Genomic DNA, 18373 nt, shown 5'->3' with positions numbered 1-18373 from the left:
CTCCCCGGGGCCGCTCCGACAGCCGTACGGCGCGGGCTCACCGGCGCAGGGCCCAGCCCCGTTCCCGCAGGGCCGCCGTGAGGACGGGCACGGCCCGCGGCTCCACCATGAGCTGCACCAGGCCGGCCTCCTGACCGGAGGCGTGCTCGATGCGCACGTCCTCGACGTTGACGCCGGCCCGCTCCGCGTCGGCGAAGATCCGGGCGAGCTGGCCGGGCTGGTCGTCGATGAGCACCGCGACGGTCTCGTAGGCGTGGGGGGCGCTGCCGTGCTTGCCGGGGACCCGGACCTGTCCGGCGTTGCCGCGCCGCAGGACCGCCTCGATGCCGGCGCCGCCCTCGCGGCGCTCCCCGGCGTCGGAGGACTGCAGGGCGCGCAGGGCCCGCACCGTCTCCTCCAGGTCGGCGGCGACCTGGCCGAGCAGGTCGGCCACCGGGCCGGGGTTGGCGGCGAGGATGTCGATCCACATCCGGGGGTCGGAGGCGGCGATCCGGGTGACGTCGCGGATGCCCTGGCCGCAGAGCCGTACGGCGGCCTCCTCGGCGTGCTCCAGGCGGGCGGCGACGGTGCTGGAGACCAGATGCGGCATGTGGGAGACGAGGGCCACGGCGCGGTCGTGGGCGTCGGCGTCCATGACGACCGGCACGGCGCGGCAGTGGGAGACGAGTTCCAGGGCGAGGTTGAGCACCTCGGTGTCGGTGTCCCGGGTGGGGGTGAGCACCCAGGGGCGGCCCTCGAAGAGGTCGGCGGTGGCGGCCAGCGGGCCGGACTTCTCGCGCCCGGACATGGGGTGGGTGCCGAGGTAGGCGGTGAGGTCCAGGCCCCGGGCCTCCAGTTCGCGCCGGGGGCCGCCCTTGACGCTGGCCACGTCGATGTAGCCGCGGGCGGCGCCGCGCTCCATGGCCTCCGCGAGCACCCCGGCGACCAGGGCGGGCGGGGCGGCGGCGACGGCGAGGTCGACGGGGCCGTCCGGCGGCTCCTGGGTGCCGGCACCGAGCGCGGCGGCGGTGCGGGCCTGCTCCGGATCGTGGTCGGCGAGGTGCACGGTGACCCCGCGCCGGGCCAGGGCGAGGGCGGCGGAGGTGCCGATCAGACCGGTGCCGATGACGAGGGCGGTTCTCACTGGGCGATGTCCTTGCGCAGGGCCGCGGCGGCGCCGAGGTAGACGTGGGCGATGTCGGCGCGCGGCCGGTCCGACTCGATGTGGGCGAGGATGCGCACGACGCGGGGCATGGCGCCCTCGACGGCCAGTTCCTGGGCGCATATCAGCGGCACGTCGACAATGCCGATGCCCCGGGCCGCGGCGGCGGGGAAGTCGCTGCGCAGGTCGGGGGTGGCGGTGAACCACACGCTGATCAGGTCGTCGGCGGCCAGCCCGTTGCGCTCGATCAGGGCGGTCAGCAGGGCGGCGACCCGCTCGGCCATGTGCCCGGCCTCGTCCCGGTCCAGTTGGACGGCGCCCCGGACCGCTCGTACCGCCACGGTGTTCGCTCCTCGCTGCGTCTGCTCCGGCTGCTGACCCGCACCACCCTAAGGCCTGTCCGACGATTCCCGTCCGCCTCACGAAGCCGTGCACGCGCTCCCGTCGCACACCGCCCCCGGCCCCGGGTACGTCCGAGCACGAAGGCCCGTGGCCGGCGCGCCGGGAGCACGCACCTGACACCGCGCGGCCGCCCCACGGGCGACGACGGCAGCGGTCGGACAGGCACCGGGGCCCGTCAGCGGGGCCGTGCCGCCGGGCGCGGTCCGCCGGGACGCGGCGCCCGGGGGCGGGCGGAAAAGGCCGGGCCGCGCGGCGGCGGGCCGCGTAGGCTCCGGGCATGGTCCCGGCGCCCCTCGAAACCCGACGTGTCCCGGTCACGCCCGCGTCGCTGGTGCGCGACCACACGGTGTACTCCTGTGTGATGGGCTCGCGGGCCTTCGGTCTGGCGACGGAGGACAGCGACACCGACCGCCGGGGCGTGTTCCTCGCGCCGGCCCCGCTGTTCTGGCGGTTCGAGAAGCCTCCGACGCACTTGGAGGGCCCGGCCGAGGAGCAGTTCGGCTGGGAGCTGGAGCGCTTCTGCGAGCTGGCCCTGCGCGCCGACCCGAACGTCCTGGAGTGCCTGTACTCCCCGCTCGTGGAGTACGCCGACGCCACCGGACGCGAACTGCTCGACCTGCGCGGCGCGTTCCTCTCCCGCGGGGTGCGGACGTCGTTCCTGCGGTTCGCGGACGGCCGGCGCCGCCGGCTGGACGCCGCCGTGCGGGCGCACGGGGCCCCGCGCTGGAAGCACGCGATGCACCTGCTGAGGCTGCTGGCGAGCGCCCGCGACCTGCTGCGCACCGGCACCCTGGAGGTCCGCGTGGGCGACCGGCGCGAGGCGCTGCTCGCGGTGCGGCGCGGCGAGGTGCCGTGGGCGGAGGTGTCGGCCCGGCTGGACCGGCTGGTGGAGGAGTGCGAGGAGGCGGCGCGGCGCGGCCCGCTGCCGGAGGAGCCGGACCGGCGGCGCGTGGAGGACTTCCTGGTCCGCGTCCGCCGCGCCTCGGCGGCACTGCCCGATCCCTACGAGGAGGCCGTGCGGGACGGCGGGCGGGGCTGACGCCCCCGGGCCGGTCCGGCGGACCGGGCGCCCGGCGCCCGCCGGAGCGGACGCGGGCTCAGTTGTCCCAGAGGGCGCCGAGGGAGAGCAGACCGGCGCGGTACTCCACGCTGTCCGCCCACTCCCGCGGCCAGGCGCCGGCGCCGAGGTGCGCGCCCGCGAACGCCCCCGCGAGGCAGGCGATGGAGTCGGAGTCGCCCGAGGTGCAGGCGGCGCGGCGCAGGGCGGTCAGCGGCTCGTCGGGGAGGAGCAGGAAGCAGAGCAGCCCGGCGGCCAGCGCCTCCTCGGCGATCCAGCCCTCCCCGACCGCGAGGCACGGGTCGGTCTCGGGGGAGGCGGTGCGCAGGGCGTGCCCGAGGCGGTCGAGGGCGGCCAGGCACTCGTCCCAGCCGCGGGCGATGAACTCCCCCGGCCCGGTGTCCCCGGCGCGGGTCCAGAGGTCCCCGAGCCACTCCTCGTGGTAGCGGGTGCGCTGCTCCAGGGCGTGGGCGCGCAGCAGTCCGGGGAGCGCGCCGGGGGCGGTCCCCCGCGCGAGGAGGAGCACGGCGCGGGCGGTGAGGTCGGAGGCGGCCAGCGCGGTGGGGTGGCCGTGGGTGAGCGCGGCCTGGAACTGGGCGGCGCCCGCGCGCTGTTCGTCGCCGAGGCCGGGGAGGAGTCCGAGGGGGGCGACGCGCATGTTGGCGCCGCAGCCCTTGGAGCCGATCCGGGAGGCGTCCTGCCAGCGGCGGTCCCCGTCCTCCAGGAGCGCGCAGGCCCCCAGGCAGGTGGTGCCGGGGGCCCGGTCGTTCTCGGGCGAGCGGTACCAGTCCGTGAACTCCCTTCGCAGCGGGCCCTCCAGTTCCCGGGGGCCGAGCGGTCCCCGTTCCGTGGCGGCGCGCAGGGCGCGGCCGAGGGCGAGGGTCATCTGGGTGTCGTCGGAGACGACGGCGGGAAGCGGCAGCTCCCTCTCCCGCCAGGGGCCGAACCCGGCGAGGATCGTGGGCACGTCGTGGAACTCGGTGGGGAAGCCCAGCGCGTCGCCGAGGGCGAGTCCGAGGAGCGCTCCGGTGGCGCGCCGGGTGGCGGTGGTCGTGGTCATGCGGGGTGTCCTTCCCGGGGGGCGCGCGACAGGGGCGGGTGGAGGGCGGTGGCGGGCCCGGCGCGGTACAGGGCGGCGGGCTTGCCCCGGCCGCCGGTCAGCCGGGCGGCGCCGGGGACGGGCTCGACGAAGCCGGGGGTGGCGAGGACCTTGCGGCGGAAGTTGGCCCGGTCCAGCGTGGTGCCCCACACGGCCTCGTAGACCTGCCGCAGCTCGCCGAGGGTGAACTCGGGCGGGCAGCAGGCGGCGGCCAGGGGGGTGTGTTCCAGTACGGCGCCGACCCTGGCGCGGGCGTCGGCCAGGATACGGTCGTGGTCGAAGGCGAGGCCGCGGGCCCGCTCGTAGGGCACCCAGCGGGCGTCGGCCGCGTCGGTGGCGGCGCGCGGTTCGGCGGGGGGCCGGCCGGGCGGGGCGGGCAGCAGGGCCGCGAAGGCCACGGAGACGACGCGCATCCGGGGGTCGCGGCCGGGGTCGCTGTAGGTGCGCACCTGCTCCAGGTGCGGTCCGGCCGCGTCCGCGAGGCCGGTCTCCTCGGCCAGTTCGCGGCGGGCGGCGGTCTCGGCGGACTCGTCGGGCAGCAGGAAGCCGCCGGGCAGGGCCCAGCGGCCGGCGTAGGGCTCCTGTCCGCGCTCGACGAGCAGCACGTGCAGGGCGCCCGCGCGGAGCGTGAGGACGGCGAGGTCGGCGGTGACGGCGAAGGGTTCGTGGGCGTGCTTGTCGTAGCCGAGCAGGACCGGCCACCCCCTTTAAGAGTCACTTGGACTATAAAAGGGGGTGGCCGGTCGCCACAACCCCGGGCACCGCCCGTGCGGCCCCGCGGACCGCCGGGCTCCGGCTTCGCGCGGGCGGCGGAGCGGCCTGGGGCCCGGGGCCTGTCCGACAGACTCCCCGCCCGCCTCACGACGCGATGCACGCACTCCCGCCGCGCACCGGCCCTGGGTACGTCCACGTACGAAGGCACGGGGCCGGCGCGCCGGGAGCACGGACCTGACACCGCGCGGCCGCCCCGCGGGCGACGACGGCAGTCGTCGGACAGGCCCTGGAGTACTAGAGCTCGACCTCCTGCATCAGCATCCCGACCTCCGTGTTGGAGAGCCGGCGCAGCCAGCCGGACTTCTGGTCGCCCAGGGTGATCGGCCCGAAGCCGGTGCGCACCAGCTTGTCGACGGGGAAGCCCGCCTCCGCCAGCATCCGGCGGACGATGTGCTTGCGGCCCTCGTGCAGGGTGACCTCGACGAGGTAGTTCCGGCCGGTCTGCTCCACCACCCGGAAGTGGTCCGCGCGCGCGTACCCGTCCTCCAGCTGGATGCCGTCCTTGAGCCGCTTGCCGAGGTCGCGCGGGATGGGCCCGACGATGTGCGCCAGATACGTCTTGCGCACCCCGTACCGGGGGTGGGTCAGCCGGTGGGCCAGCTCGCCGTGGTTGGTGAGCAGGATGACGCCCTCGGTCTCGGTGTCGAGCCGTCCGACGTGGAAGAGGCGGGTCTCCCGGTTGGTGACGTAGTCACCGAGGCACTGGCGGCCCTCCGGGTCCTCCATGGTGGACACCACTCCGGCGGGCTTGTTCAGCGAGAAGAACTGGTACGACTGGGTCGCCACGGTCAGGCCGTCGACCTTGACCTCGTCCTTCTCCGGGTCGACGCGGCGGCCCTGCTCCAGCACGATCTCGCCGTTGATCTCGACCCTCGCCTGCTCGATCAGCTCCTCGCAGGCCCGGCGGGAGCCGTATCCGGCGCGGGCCAGGACCTTCTGCAGGCGCTCGCCCTCCTGCTCGGCACCCGGGAAGGTCCGGGGCAGCCGGACCTCCTTCTTGCCCGCGTACCGCTCGCGGTTGCGCTCCTCCGCCCGCGTCTCGTACTCGCGGGAGGTGGCCGGGGCGCTGCGCCCGTGCTGCTGGGGCCTCTTCGGCCCGCCCTTGGCCCCGCCGCGCGCGGCCCCCCCGCGCCCCGACTTCGGGCCCTCGGCGGAGGCGCCGGGACCGACGTCGTAGCGGCGCTCCTCCGGGCGGGGCTTGCGGGGGCGGCCCTGGCCCTGCCCCTGCTTCTGGTCCCTGCTGTTGCCGGCGCCGCGGTAGTTCCCGCGCCCGCCGCTCTTGCCGCTGCCGCTGCTTCGCATCAGATTTCCGTCGTCGTCGTGTTCGTGTGGGTCGTGCTCGCCGGGTCGGCGTCGTCCGCGTCGGGCGCGTCCGGGTCGAACGACGGCACGCCCTCCTGGCTCTCGGCCTCGACCGCCGCCGCCTCCGGGAGGAAGGGCGCGAGGTCCGGTAGCTCGTCCAGGTCCCGCAGGCCCAGCCGCTCCAGGAAGTGGTTCGTCGTCACGTACAGGATCGCACCTGTTTCGGGTTCCGTGCCCGCCTCCCGCACCAGCCCCCGCTGGAGGAGGGTCCGCATCACGCCGTCGCAGTTCACCCCGCGCACCGCCGAGACGCGGCCGCGGCTGACCGGCTGGCGGTAGGCGACCACCGCGAGGGTCTCCAGGGCCGCCTGCGTGAGCCGGGCCTGCTGGCCGTCCAGGACGAAGCCCTCGACGGCGGCGGCGTACTCGGACCGGGTGGAGAGGCGCCAGCCGCCCGCGATCCGCCGCAGCTCGAAGCCCCGGCCCTGGGCGGTGTACTCGTCGGCCAGGGCGCGCAGCGCGTCCGCGACGGACCGCCGGGGCCGCTGGAGGACCCGGGCCAGGTGCTCCTCGGTGGCGGGCTCGTCGACGACCATGAGGACGGCCTCCAGGGCGGGCCCCAGGTCGAGGTCCGCGACGCCGGGCGGGGTGCCGGGTGCCCGGCCCGTGCCGTCGCTCACCTCAGCCGCTTCGTTCATGCCGTGCCGTCCTCCGTCGTCCCCTGGTGGTCCCGTGCCGTCTCCCGGTCCCGCGCCGTCCCCGGCCCTCCCCCATGGTCCCCCGGGCCGCCCGGGGCGGCGGGGGCGCGCTCCTCCGGCGGCCGGTCGAACTCGTCGGTGACCAGCGGCACGGTGTCCCGGTCCCCGCCGGTCCAGCGGACCAGCAGGTCGCCGAGGGCGGTCTCCTGGTCCAGGGCGACGGCCCGCTCCCGGTACAGCTCCAGCAGCGCCAGGAAGCGGGCCACCACGGTCAGGGTGTCGTCGGTGTCCTCCACCAGGTCCCGGAAGCTCGCCTCGCCCAGCTCGCGCAGCCGGGCCACGACGACACCGGCCTGCTCCCGCACGCTCACCAGGGGCGCGTGGATGTGGTCGACGTACACCTGCGGCTCGGGCCGGGGCCGCGTCGCCGTCACGGCGAGCCGGGCGAGTCCCTCGGGCCCGATGGTCAGGACGACCTCGGGCAGCAGCTCGGCGTGGTGCGGCTCCAGGCCGACGGTGCGGGGGTGGCGGCGGGCCTCGGCGTCGAGCCGCTCGGCGAAGATCTCCGCGATCCGCTTGAAGGCGCGGTACTCGAGCAGCCGAGCGAAGAGCAGGTCGCGGGCCTCCAGCAGGGCGAGGTCGGCCTCGTCCTCCACCTCGGCGGCGGGCAGCAGCCGGGCCGCCTTGAGGTCGAGCAGGGTGGCGGCGACGACCAGGAACTCGGTCGTCTCGTCCAGGTCCCAGTCCGGGCCCCGCGCCCGGATGTGCGCCATGAACTCGTCGGTCACCCGGGACAGGGCGACCTCGGTGACATCCATCCGGTGCTTGGCGATCAGCTGGAGCAGCAGGTCGAACGGCCCCTCGAAGTTGGCCAGCCGCACCGTGAAGACGCCCTCGGCGCTCGGCGCCCCTTCCGGCTCCGCGTCCGCCGTTCCGGCACCGCCGGGCACCGGACCGCCGGCCGCGCCGGGCTCCCCGTCGGCCCCGTGCTCCCCGTCGCCGTCCCCGGCCGGGCCGGTGGGCGTCCCGGGAGCGGCGCCTGGCGGCGTCCCGGGGGCCGGTGCCGCCGCGGACGGCCCTTCGGCGGCCCGCGGCGCTCGGCCGGGTCCCGGGGCGGGCGACGGGGGTGGCGCGGGGGGTTCCGCGGCCCCGGGGCCGGGTCCCGCCGCGCCCGGTCCGGCGCTCCGCGGACCGGAGGCGGGCTCCGCGGTCCGCGTCCCGGTGGTGCCCGGCGGTCCGGGCGGCGGCGCCCCGGTGGGGGGCGGTGATGGGGTGCGGGGACCCCGGCCCAGGGGGCGGCGGGGGGTGTGGTTCGCGGGCATGGCCCTGGCAGGCTACCCGCTACCGCCCGCGCAGCCGCCGTACGAGGATGCTGGCCTCGCCGCGGGTCTCCAGGTCGGCGAGGACCACGGCGACCGCCTCGCGGACGATCCGGCCCCGGTCGACGGCGAGCCCGTGCTCGCCGCGGAGCACCAGGCGGGCGTGCTCCAGGTCCATCAGCTCCTCGGCGGAGACATAGACGGTGATCTTCTCGTCGTGGCGCTCCCGGCCGCTGGGGCGGCGCGCGGCGGCCCGGCCGCGCTTGCGGGGCTGGGCGGCGGGCGCCTCCTGCTGCGCTCCCGGGCCGCGCCCGACGGCCCGCGCGGCGCGCTCCGCGGCCCGGCTGTGCGGCTCACCGGCCGCGCCCTGCTCGGCGTCGGCCGCCGGGGCGTGCTCCGGGCCCCCGCCGTCGCCGCCCTGCGCGGGCACCGACTGCGGCGCGTCCTCGGCGGCGGCCGGGTCGTTCTCCCCGGCCGGCCCGGGGATCCGGGCCTCGCCGCCGCCCGGCGGCCGGCGCGGGGTGGACGACTGGAGCGCCGTCCCGCCTGTCGTACGGAAGAGTTCGTCGGCACCCGGCAGACTCACTCGGCGTGACACCGGGCGAGCACCTCCCTGGCGAGCTGGCGGTAGGCGGCGGCACCGACGGAGTTGGAGGCGTAGGTGGTGATCGGCTCACCGGCGACCGTGGTCTCCGGGAAGCGGACCGTGCGCCCGATGACCGTGTGGTAGACGTGGTCGTCGAAGGCCTCGACGACCCGCGCCAGCACCTCGCGGCTGTGCACCGTGCGCGAGTCGTACATCGTGGCGAGGATGCCGTCCAGCTCCAGGTCGGGGTTGAGCCGCTCCTGGACCTTCTCGATGGTCTCCGTCAGCAGCGCCACGCCGCGCAGCGCGAAGAACTCGCACTCCAGCGGCACGATCACCTTGTGCGCGGCGGTCAGCGCGTTGACCGTGAGCAGGCCCAGCGAGGGCTGGCAGTCGATGACGATGAAGTCGTAGTCGTCCATCAGCGGCTTGAGCGCCCGCTGGAGGGTGGACTCGCGCGCGACCTCGCTCACGAGCTGCACCTCGGCCGCCGACAGGTCGATGTTGCTGGGCAGCAGGTCCATGTTGGGGACCGCGGTCTTCAGCAGCACCTCGTCGGCCGCCATGCCCCGCTCCATGAGCAGGTTGTAGACGGTGAGGTCGAGTTCCATCGGGTTGACGCCGAGACCGACCGAGAGCGCGCCCTGCGGGTCGAAGTCGACGAGCAGCACCCGGCGGCCGTACTCGGCGAGCGCGGCACCCAGGTTGATGGTCGACGTGGTCTTGCCGACGCCGCCCTTCTGGTTGCACATCGCGATGATCTTCGCGGGGCCGTGCTCGTTCAGCGGGCCCGGGATCGGGAAGTACGGCAGCGGGCGTCCGGTCGGACCGACGCGCTCCCGGCGCTGCCGGGCCGCGTCGGGAGCGAGCGTCGCCGCGTACTCGGGATCGGGCTCGTACTCCGCGTCCGGATCGTAGAAGTGCCCCTGGGGCAGTTCGTCGTAGTCGGCGAAGTGGTTGCGGGGCGCGCCACTTCCGTCGCCGGCCATGGCGTTCACGTGTTGGCCATCCAAGCTCATGTGTGCTGTCCGAGTTGCCTGCGGACTCTGGTGGGCTGCGAAGGTGCGTACAGCGACGGAGCCGACGGCCTCAAGACGCCCGGGGGCCTCGGCCCGTGCGGTCATCCCTGGTTGACCACCCCCGGGAGTAAATGTCGACTTATTCACAAGTCGTCTTACCTCCTTGGTGACCAGGGAACTTCTGGACAGGTCAGCGTGGCACCATGCCGACGGTTCGCGACTCTATGGCGTGTCGGGCGTTCGCAGCAACACAATCCGCCGGACCCGGCCCGATGTGTCGGTAATGGAACATCCCCCTGTCAAGGGCGTACGACCGTCGCACAGCAGGATTCGGCGGTGTGCGAATCGGTCGAACCGTGGCGTTCGAGGCGAGTTGACCGAGCATCGCAAAGTGACCATACACACACTCGGCCGGACCTTGTCGGGCAAGGTCCGGCCGGGTGTGCTGGGTTGACGGCACGGGTTGACGTATCGCCTTGGGTGTCCGTCGACTTGGCCGATACGTCGACCCGCGCGGTCGCGACGGCTCCCGCCGGCGGGGCTCAGGCGAGCAGTGAGGCGAGCTCCACGTGCTCCAGGCCGTGGGCCTCGGCGACCTCCTTGTAGACGACCTTGCCGTCATGGGTGTTGAGGCCCCTGGCCAGCGCGGGGTCGCGGCGCAGCGCGTCGGCCCAGCCGCGGTTGGCCAGCTCCACGATGTACGGCAGCGTGGCGTTGGTCAGCGCGTAGGTGGAGGTGTTGGGGACCGCGCCGGGCATGTTGGCGACGCAGTAGAAGACCGAGCCGTGGACCGGGAAGGTCGGCTCGGCGTGGGTGGTCGGGTGCGAGTCCTCGAAGCAGCCGCCCTGGTCGATCGCGATGTCGACAAGGACACTGCCGACCTTCATCCGGGACACCAGCTCGTTGCTGACCAGCTTGGGGGCCTTGGCGCCCGGCACCAGCACGGCGCCGATCACGAGGTCGGCCTCCAGGCACGCCTTCTCCAGCTCGAAGGCGTTGGAGACGACGGTCTGGATCCTCGTGCCGAAGATCTTGTCGGCCTCCTTGAGCTTCGTGATGTCCTTGTCGAGCAGGGTCACGTGGAAGCCCAGGCCGATGGCGATCTGCGCGGCGTTCCAGCCGGAGACACCGCCGCCGATGACGACGGCGCGGCCGGCCAGGACGCCGGGGACGCCGCCGGGGAGCACGCCGCGCCCGCCGTTGGCCGCCATCAGGTGGTAGGCGCCGACCTGCGGGGCGAGGCGGCCCGCGACCTCGGACATCGGGGCCAGCAGCGGCAGGGCGCGACTGGGCAGCTCGACGGTCTCGTAGGCGATGGCGGTGGTGCCGGAGGCCAGGAGGGCGTCCGTGCACTCCCTGGAGGCCGCCAGGTGCAGATAGGTGAAGAGGGTCTGGTCCTTGCGGAGGCGGTGGTACTCCTCCGCGATGGGCTCCTTGACCTTCAGCACGAGGTCCGCGGCGGCCCAGACCTCGTCCGCGGTGGCGAGTATCTCCGCGCCGGCGGCGACGTACTCGGTGTCGGGGATCGAGGAGCCGACGCCCGCGTCGTGCTCGACGACGACCTGGTGACCGTGGCGCACGAGCTCGTGCACGCCGGCGGGGGTGATGGCCACCCGGAACTCGTTGTTCTTGACCTCGCGGGGAATGCCGACCTTCACGTGGATCACGGTCCTTGGCTCAGAGGGTGGGGCTCTTGCAGGGCGTACCCGTCCATAATCGGGCACACCAGGAGATACCGCAGGAGAACGTGCGGCAGATCCAGTCTAATGAAGGTGTTCCCGCTGTCCAGCCTTTCAAAGCATCAAACTTCATCGGACGCACTGCGGAATTCGCAGGCTTCTGCCGGATTCTCCCTCAGCAAACGATCCGCGGCCCCCCGGTGCAGTCCGGCCGCCGCGGGATCACCGAGTCGCTCCAGGGTGTCGGCCAGCCTGAGCCGCAGCGCCGCCTGGAGCCGGGTGTCCTCGGCCCGGCGCGCCCATTCGACCGCCTCCTGGCAGGTCTGCAGGGACTCCTCGGGGCGGCCCGCGTACTCCTGGACCCGGGCCAGCTCGCTCAGCGCCCGCGCGTGGGCGGCGACGTCGCCCGCCCTGCGGTGCCCGGCCACCGCCGCCCGCCAGTTGCGCTGCGCCTCGCCGTAGCGGCCCGCGTAGGTGTGGGCGGTGGCGATGCGGCCGTAGACCCGGGCGGCGTCGGCGCGCTCGTCGCGGGCGAGCCGCTGGGCGAGGGCCCGGCCGAACCAGTCGGCGGCCCGGTCGTAGTCCCCCAGCTCCAGATGGGCGCCGCCCACCGACTCCATGGCGCGGCCCGTCGCGTACGGGTCGTGCGCCTCGCGCCCGGCGTCCAGGGCGGCCCGGTAGCGGGTCAGGGCCTCGGCGGTGCGGCCGGTGCGGGCGTCCAGGTCGGCGAGGTTCAGCAGGGCGGCGGCCTTCTCCCGGGGCAGGTCGCGCCGCTCGGCCACGTCGAGGACCAGGCGGTGCACCCCGTACAGGTCGGCCGCGGCGGCCCGGGTGCCGACATGGGCGACCACGGCCCGCACGAGCTGGGACATCAACCGCCGGGCGAGCGTGTCCAGCTCGCCGTCGGCGACCGCGAGGCGGGCCGAGGCCAGCAGGGCGGGCCGGCGCAGCCGCAGCCACTCGGCGGCGGCCCGGGGGGTGGGGAAGCGCAGCGCCCGGGGCATCCCGAGGAGCTTCTCCCGGGCCTGCGGGCTGTCGGTCTCGGTGATCGCCCGGCAGGACATCAGCAGCCGCACGGTGCGCTCCAGCATGCGGGCGCGGGCCAGTTGCAGCTCGGCGGGCCGCTCGTGGGCGGCGGCGAGCGCGGCGAGCCGGGCGTGCAGGCAGCCGGGGACCTCGTACTCGGGCAGCGGGGAGTCGGCCCGGCGCAGCGCGCCGAGGGCGACGAGGTCGTCCAGGAGGACGCGGGCGCCGTTGACCGAGCACCCGGCGAGCGCGGAGGCGGTGTGCGGGTCGACCAGTCCGGCCGGGGCGAGGGAGAGCAGGCGCAGCATCCGGGCGGCGGAGCCGGGCAGGGAGGCGTGCACCAGGCCGAGGACCCGGCCGAGCGGGTCCCCCTCGTCGGGCTCGGCGTTCAGGTGCTTGGCGAGGTCGGCGACGGCCGCCTGGGGGCGGGCGGCGAGCCAGCCGCCCGCCAGGGTCAGGGCGGCGGGCTGGCCCTGGCAGATCTCGGCCAGGTGCTCGGCGGCGCGCGGGTCGACGGTGACGCGGACGGAGCCGGCGTGCCGGGAGAGCAGCCGGACGGCCGACTTGGTGTCCAGGCCGCCGAGCGTGCAGGGCCGCACGTCCGCGATGCCGGTGAGCGGGCCCCGGGCGACGGCGACGACGAGGCAGTCGGGGGCGTCCGGGAGCAGCGCGTCGACCTGTTCGGCGTCGGCCGCGTCGTCCAGCAGGAGCAGCGCCCGGCGGCCGTCGAGGGCCTCGCGCAGGGCGGCGGTCAGGTCCTCTTCCCCGGCCCCGGGCGGGGCGGGGCGGTCCAGGGCGGTGAGCAGGTCCCGGGCGAGGCGTTCGACCGGGACGCGGGTGCCGTCGGGTTCGCTGAGCCGGGCGCGCAGCACCCCGTCGGGGTAGCGGTCGGCGACGCGGGCGGCGAGTTCCCCGGCGAGCGCGCTGCGGCCGGAGCCGGGGCGCCCGGCGATCAGCAGCACGCGGGCGCGGGGGGCCTTGCGGCCGGAGAGGGTGTCCAGGCCGGCGCGCTCGATGTCGGCGCGCAGCTCCTTCAGCTCCCGCACCCGGCCGAGGAAGCCGTCCCCCCCGGACATGTCGTCGGTCAGCCGTACGGCCTCCGTGTCCACCGCCTGATCCGTCACGGGCCACACTCCCGATCCCACCGCGCTCCGGCGCCCGCCGGAACCCCGTACGGGCGGTTTCCGAGCCTAGTTCACGCTCTGCTACGTCCCGTGCGGAGCGCGGCGGACACATCCCCTGATCGGATCAGCGGATCGTCACACCTTCACTGGGCCGGATGGCCCCGCGGCCCCCGCCGGACGGCCCGGACCGGCCCCGGCACCGGGACGCGCGGCCGGAGCCGGGCGGCCGGTCGACGCGGGACCGGGGCCGCCTCCCGGGACCGGACGGCGCGGAGGCCGGACCCGGGACGCGGGCGGCCGGCGCCGAAGGCGGCGGCGTCAGGAGGCGAAGGGGCGGGCGGGCCACGGCGCCCCGGCCGGGCGGAGCGCGTCGAGCCCGTCCCCCTGACGGGCGGCGACCAGCGACAGCACGCCCACGACCAGGCAGTTGTTGTGCAGCTCCCCCGCGAGCACGCCCCGCACCAGCTCGGCGACCGGCACCCGCGCCAGCTCCATGTCGGCCTCCTCGTCCTCGACCGCGAAGCGCTCCCCCGCGGCCTCCGACAGGTTCCGGGCGAGGAAGATCCGCACGGCCTCGTCGCAGCCGCCGGGGGTGGTGTAGACGTCGGTCAGGACCCGCCAGTCCGCCGCCTCGACGTGGGCCTCCTCGTACAGCTCCCGCCGGGCGGCGTGCAGGGGGTTCTCGCCGGGCACGTCGAGCAGCCCGGCGGGGATCTCCCACAGCTTCTGCCGCACCGGGTGCCGGTACTGCCGGATGACCAGGACCCGGTCCTCCTCGTCCAGGGCGAGGACGGCCACCGAGCCGGGGTGCACCTGGTAGTCGCGGCCCGCCACGGAGCCGTCGGGCATGACCACCTCGTCGGTGCGCACGGACGTCTTCGCGCCGCGGAACGGGGTCGAGGTCGCCCGGACCTCCCACTGCTCGGGGGTGTCCCTGATGGTCATGCCTGTCCTTCCGGAGGTACGCGGGAACCGGGGCGCGCGTACTGGTCACGCGCGCCCCGGTCACCGTACCGCCGGTGGGCTAGCGGGCCGTCTTCCGCTCGACGGCGGCCTTGACCAGGCCGGCGAAGAGGGGGTGGGGCCGGGTCGGGCGGGAGCGCAGCTCCGGGTGGGCCTGGGTGGCGACGAGGTAGGGGTGCACGTCGCGGGGGTACTCGACGTACTCGACCAGCTTGCCGTCGGGCGAGGTGCCGGAGAACACGATGCCGGCCTTCTTCTCCAGCTCCGCGCGGTAGGCGTTGTTGACCTCGTAGCGGTGGCGGTGGCGCTCCTCGACGTACTCGCGGTCGTCGTGGACCTCGCGGACGATGGAGCCCTCGGCGAGCTTGGCCGGGTACATGCCCAGGCGCATGGTGCCGCCGAGGTCCCCGTCACCGGCGACGATGTCGAGCTGCTCGGCCATGGTGGAGATGACCGGGTGGGGGGTGGCCGGGTCGAACTCGGTGGAGTTGGCGTCGGTGATGCCGGCGAGGTTGCGGGCCGCCTCGACGACGATGCACTGCAGGCCGAGGCAGAGGCCGAGCAGCGGGATGCGGTTCTCGCGGGCGTAGCGGATGGCGCCGACCTTGCCGAGGACACCGCGGTCGCCGAAGCCGCCGGGGATGCAGACCGCGTCCACGTCGCGCAGTTGGGCCTCGGCCCCGGCGGGGGTGCGGCAGTCGTCGGAGGTGACCCACTTGACGGTGACCCGGGCGCGGTGGGCGAAGCCGCCGGCGCGCAGGGCCTCGGTGACCGAGAGGTAGGCGTCGGGCAGGTCGATGTACTTGCCGACGAGGGCGAGGGTGATCTCGTGGTCCGGGTGGTGGACGCGGTCCAGGAGGTCGTCCCAGGTGGTCCAGTCGACATCGCGGAAGGGCAGGTCGAGCTTGCGGACTACGTAGGCGTCGAGGCCCTCGGTGTGGATGACCTTGGGGATGTCGTAGATGGAGCGGGCGTCGGGGCAGGCCACGACGGCGGCCTCGTCGACGTCGCACATCAGGGAGATCTTCCGCTTGATGGCGGTGGGGACCTCGCGGTCGCAGCGCAGCACGATGGCGTCGGGCTGGATGCCGATGTTGCGCAGGGCGGCCACGGAGTGCTGGGTGGGCTTGGTCTTCAGCTCGCCGGACGGGCCGATGTAGGGCAGCAGCGAGATGTGGACCACGAAGACGTTGTCCCGGCCGACCTCGTGGCGGACCTGGCGGACGGTCTCCAGGAAGGGGAGCGACTCGATGTCGCCGACGGTGCCGCCGACCTCGGTGATCACGACGTCGACGTCGTCGGTGGCCATCCGGCGGATGCGGTGCTTGATCTCGTTGGTGATGTGCGGGATGACCTGCACGGTGTCGCCGAGGTACTCGCCGCGGCGCTCCTTGGCGATGACGGTGGAGTACACCTGGCCGGTGGTGACGTTGGCGGAGCCGTCGAGGTCGCGGTCGAGGAAGCGCTCGTAGTGGCCGATGTCCAGGTCGGTCTCGGCGCCGTCGTTGGTGACGAACACCTCACCGTGCTGGAACGGGTTCATCGTGCCCGGGTCGACGTTCAGGTACGGGTCGAGCTTCTGCATGACCACGCGCAGGCCCCTGGCCTTGAGGAGCATCCCCAGGCTGGAAGCCGTCAGGCCCTTGCCGAGCGAGGAGGCGACCCCCCCGGTGACGAAGATGTGCTTGGTCGTCGAAGACGTGGGCGGCATGGCCAAGGCGGGGCTCCCGTGGTCGCGGTCTGGGGTGCGGTGCGTTCGTCGTCCGGCCCGGGGGGAACCCGGTTCTCGTCGGCGGCGCCGTCGCTGCGGTTCCGGGGTTCTTCTCCCACCGGTCCACGGGCTACCAGAGTAACAGCGCCTCGGGGGGATGGCTTCCGGCCACCCTCCGCGGCCGGGCCGGTACACAGGCGCACCGTCACGGGTCCCCCACTCGGCGGTCACACATTCGGTGGACGCGGGTTGTCCGGAGCGGCACACAGATCGTCCGTGTGCGTCGTATCCTGCTCGGACGTTCGCTGCCGAGCCCGTCCGGAGCCGCGGCACCACCCCTTGCCGTACCTGCCGGAACAACGCGGGCCCGTCAGTCCGTTGCACAACAATCGTCCTTCGTGGCACAGCGTCCGGCCCAGGCCGGACGACCGCCGTGCCCACCGCCGACGACGCATGACCCACCCCCCTTGACCGCATCAGCGACCGCCCCCATTTGCGGGGTGACGTGGCCGTTCGACTGGAGTTGCACGTGGCCGGGCGCATCGAAGACTACGCACTCATCGGAGACATGCAGACCGCCGCCCTGGTCTGCCGGGACGGCACAGTCGACTGGCTGTGCCTGCCCCGCTTCGACTCGCATGCCATCTTCGCCGGTCTGCTCGGCACCGAGGACCACGGGTTCTGGCGCCTGGGCCCGGCCCATGACCCCGGCTCCCGGCCGCCCGCGGCGGACCGGCGCGGATACCGGGGCGACTCGCTGATCCTGGAGTCCGAGTGGGACACCCCCGGGGGCACGGTCCGGGTGACCGACTTCATGCCGCCGCGCGACGGCGCGCCCCAGGTGATCCGGATCGTGGAGGGCGTCTCCGGCCGGGTGGAGATGCGCTCGGAACTGCGGATGCGCTTCAGCTACGGGCGGATCGTGCCCTGGGTGCACAAGCACGAGGGCCGCACGGTGGCCGTCGCCGGGCCCGACTCCGTCTGGTTCGACACGGAGGCCGAGACCTACGGCGAGGCGCTCACCACCTACTCCGACTTCACCGTCTCCCCCGGCGAGCGGATCGCGTTCACCATCTCGTGGGAGCCCTCGCACAAGCGTCCGCCCGCACTGCCCGAGCCGGAGCAGTCGCTGGAGGCGACCGCGGACTTCTGGCGCGAGTGGGTCGAGCACTGTACCTACCACGGCCCCTACCGGGAGGCCGTGATCCGCTCCCTGATCACGCTCAAGGCCCTCACCTACGCGCCCACCGGCGGCATCGTCGCCGCGCCCACCACCTCCCTGCCGGAGGAGATCGGCGGCGTCCGCAACTGGGACTACCGCTACACCTGGCTGCGCGACGCGGCGATCACCCTCTCCTCGCTGCTGCGCACCGGCTATCGCGAGGAGGCCCGCGCCTGGCGCGAGTGGCTGCTGCGCGCGGTCGCCGGGGACCCGGAGAACCTCCAGATCATGTACGGCATCGCCGGTGAGCGGGAGCTGGGCGAGGCGGAGCTGGACTGGCTGCCCGGCTACGAGAACTCCTCCCCGGTCCGGGTCGGCAACGGCGCGGCCCACCAGCTCCAGCTCGACGTGTACGGCGAGGTGACCGAGGCCCTGCACCTGGCCCACATGACCGGCCTGGCCCGCAACGACTACGCCTCCGTGCTCCAGCTCAAGCTGATCCGCTACCTGGAGGACCACTGGCAGGAGCCGGACGAGGGCATCTGGGAGGTGCGCGGCCCGCGCCGCCACTTCGTGCACTCCAAGGTGATGGCCTGGGTCGCCGTCGACCGCACCATCAAGCTCATCGAGTCCGGTGACGCCGAGGGCCCGCTGGAGCGCTGGAAGCGGTTGCGCGCCGACATCCACCGCGACGTCTGCGAGAAGGGCTACGACAAAGAGCGGAACACCTTCACCCAGTCCTACGGCTCCCGGGAACTGGACGCCTCGCTGCTGCTGATCCCGCAGATGGGCTTCCTCCCGCCCGACGACAAGCGCGTCATCGGCACCATCGAGGCGATCCAGCGGGAGCTGTCGACCTCGGACGGCTTCATCCTGCGCTACCCGACCGACGGCGAGACCGAGGGCGTCGACGGCCTGCCCGGCGACGAGGGCGCCTTCCTGGCCTGCTCCTTCTGGATGGCCGACGACCTGGCGATGATCGGCCGGGTGGACGAGGCGCGCCGGCTCTTCGAGCGGCTGCTGGCGCTCCGCAACGACCTGGGCCTGCTGGCCGAGGAGTGGGACCCGCGGCTGCAGCGCCAGGTCGGCAACTTCCCCCAGGCGTTCAGCCACGTCCCGCTGATCGACACGGCCCTCCGCCTGACCGCCAGCGGCGCCTACGGCGGCTGAGCCACGGGGTGCCCGGCCGCCCGGCGGCGGGGCACCCCGCGCACCTCTCCGCACCCGTTCCCCCGTCGCGTCCGCGCGGGACCGGTGAATCCGGTCGCGGCGGGGCCGGACCGTCCGGTGGGCTGACCCCGTGGACGGAGC

The 18373-nt window shown here is 74.6% G+C and carries 14 protein-coding genes and 1 pseudogene; 2 read left to right on the top strand and 13 right to left on the bottom strand.

Going from position 1 to position 18373, the window contains the following annotated elements; translation table 11 throughout:
- Window positions 1-37: 37 nt before the first annotated feature.
- Window positions 38-1123, bottom strand: coding sequence for a prephenate dehydrogenase (locus GTY84_RS13060; RefSeq protein ID WP_161226371.1), 1086 nt, complete (start codon window positions 1121-1123; stop codon window positions 38-40).
- On the bottom strand, window positions 1120-1482 hold the full coding sequence (gene aroH / locus GTY84_RS13055) for a chorismate mutase (RefSeq protein ID WP_161226370.1): 363 nt from the start codon (window positions 1480-1482) through the stop codon (window positions 1120-1122). Before aroH ends, GTY84_RS13060 begins: the two co-directional genes overlap by 4 nt.
- Before the next feature lie 338 nt (window positions 1483-1820).
- Here aroH and GTY84_RS13050 point away from each other — a divergent pair, with 338 nt between their 5' ends.
- Window positions 1821-2582: a nucleotidyltransferase domain-containing protein gene (locus GTY84_RS13050; RefSeq protein ID WP_161226369.1), complete on the top strand. Its 762-nt coding sequence runs from the start codon at window positions 1821-1823 to the stop codon at window positions 2580-2582.
- A 58-nt stretch (window positions 2583-2640) separates the two neighbouring features.
- Here GTY84_RS13050 and GTY84_RS13045 read toward each other — a convergent pair whose 3' ends face one another.
- The 11 genes and pseudogenes from GTY84_RS13045 to GTY84_RS12995 form a co-directional block, all read right to left on the bottom strand.
- Window positions 2641-3660, bottom strand: coding sequence for an ADP-ribosylglycohydrolase family protein (locus tag GTY84_RS13045; protein ID WP_161226368.1), 1020 nt, complete (start codon window positions 3658-3660; stop codon window positions 2641-2643).
- Complete coding sequence (locus tag GTY84_RS13040) at window positions 3657-4391, bottom strand: NUDIX domain-containing protein (protein ID WP_161226527.1); 735 nt, start codon at window positions 4389-4391, stop codon at window positions 3657-3659. Before GTY84_RS13040 ends, GTY84_RS13045 begins: the two co-directional genes overlap by 4 nt.
- Before the next feature lie 316 nt (window positions 4392-4707).
- Complete coding sequence (locus GTY84_RS13035) at window positions 4708-5775, bottom strand: pseudouridine synthase (RefSeq protein ID WP_161226367.1); 1068 nt, start codon at window positions 5773-5775, stop codon at window positions 4708-4710.
- Entirely contained in the window at window positions 5775-6473 is a 699-nt protein-coding gene (gene scpB, locus GTY84_RS13030; protein WP_202551062.1) for an SMC-Scp complex subunit ScpB, read from the bottom strand. Before scpB ends, GTY84_RS13035 begins: the two co-directional genes overlap by 1 nt.
- Before the next feature lie 113 nt (window positions 6474-6586).
- Window positions 6587-7795, bottom strand: a pseudogene (locus GTY84_RS13025) (segregation/condensation protein A); the annotation flags it as partial.
- A 19-nt stretch (window positions 7796-7814) separates the two neighbouring features.
- Window positions 7815-8390 (bottom strand): hypothetical protein, encoded by a 576-nt coding sequence (locus GTY84_RS13020; RefSeq protein ID WP_161226365.1) that lies wholly within the window; start codon window positions 8388-8390, stop codon window positions 7815-7817.
- A complete protein-coding gene (locus GTY84_RS13015) occupies window positions 8375-9502 on the bottom strand; it encodes a ParA family protein (RefSeq protein ID WP_161226364.1) in 1128 nt (375 codons plus the stop codon). Before GTY84_RS13015 ends, GTY84_RS13020 begins: the two co-directional genes overlap by 16 nt.
- Before the next feature lie 437 nt (window positions 9503-9939).
- Window positions 9940-11055: an alanine dehydrogenase gene (gene ald, locus GTY84_RS13010; protein WP_161226525.1), complete on the bottom strand. Its 1116-nt coding sequence runs from the start codon at window positions 11053-11055 to the stop codon at window positions 9940-9942.
- Window positions 11056-11198: 143 nt separating this feature from the next.
- Entirely contained in the window at window positions 11199-13226 is a 2028-nt protein-coding gene (locus GTY84_RS13005; protein WP_161226363.1) for a tetratricopeptide repeat protein, read from the bottom strand.
- Window positions 13227-13544: 318 nt separating this feature from the next.
- Window positions 13545-14171, bottom strand: coding sequence for an NUDIX hydrolase (locus tag GTY84_RS13000; protein ID WP_161226362.1), 627 nt, complete (start codon window positions 14169-14171; stop codon window positions 13545-13547).
- Window positions 14172-14250: 79 nt separating this feature from the next.
- Window positions 14251-15900 carry a CTP synthase gene (locus GTY84_RS12995; protein ID WP_161226361.1) on the bottom strand — a complete coding sequence of 550 codons (1650 nt, stop codon included), beginning with the start codon at window positions 15898-15900 and terminating at the stop codon, window positions 14251-14253.
- 529 nt (window positions 15901-16429) lie between these two features.
- On the opposite strand from GTY84_RS12995, the gene GTY84_RS12990 reads away from it, so the two are divergent.
- Window positions 16430-18232 carry a glycoside hydrolase family 15 protein gene (locus tag GTY84_RS12990; RefSeq protein ID WP_161226524.1) on the top strand — a complete coding sequence of 601 codons (1803 nt, stop codon included), beginning with the start codon at window positions 16430-16432 and terminating at the stop codon, window positions 18230-18232.
- The last annotated feature ends 141 nt before the right edge of the window (window positions 18233-18373 follow it).

This window comes from Streptomyces sp. SID8352 (assembly GCF_009862265.1).
Classification (GTDB): Bacteria; Actinomycetota; Actinomycetes; order Streptomycetales; family Streptomycetaceae; genus Streptomyces.
Note: the sequence above shows the minus strand (reverse complement) of the source record. Positions and strands in the feature narration are given on the sequence as shown.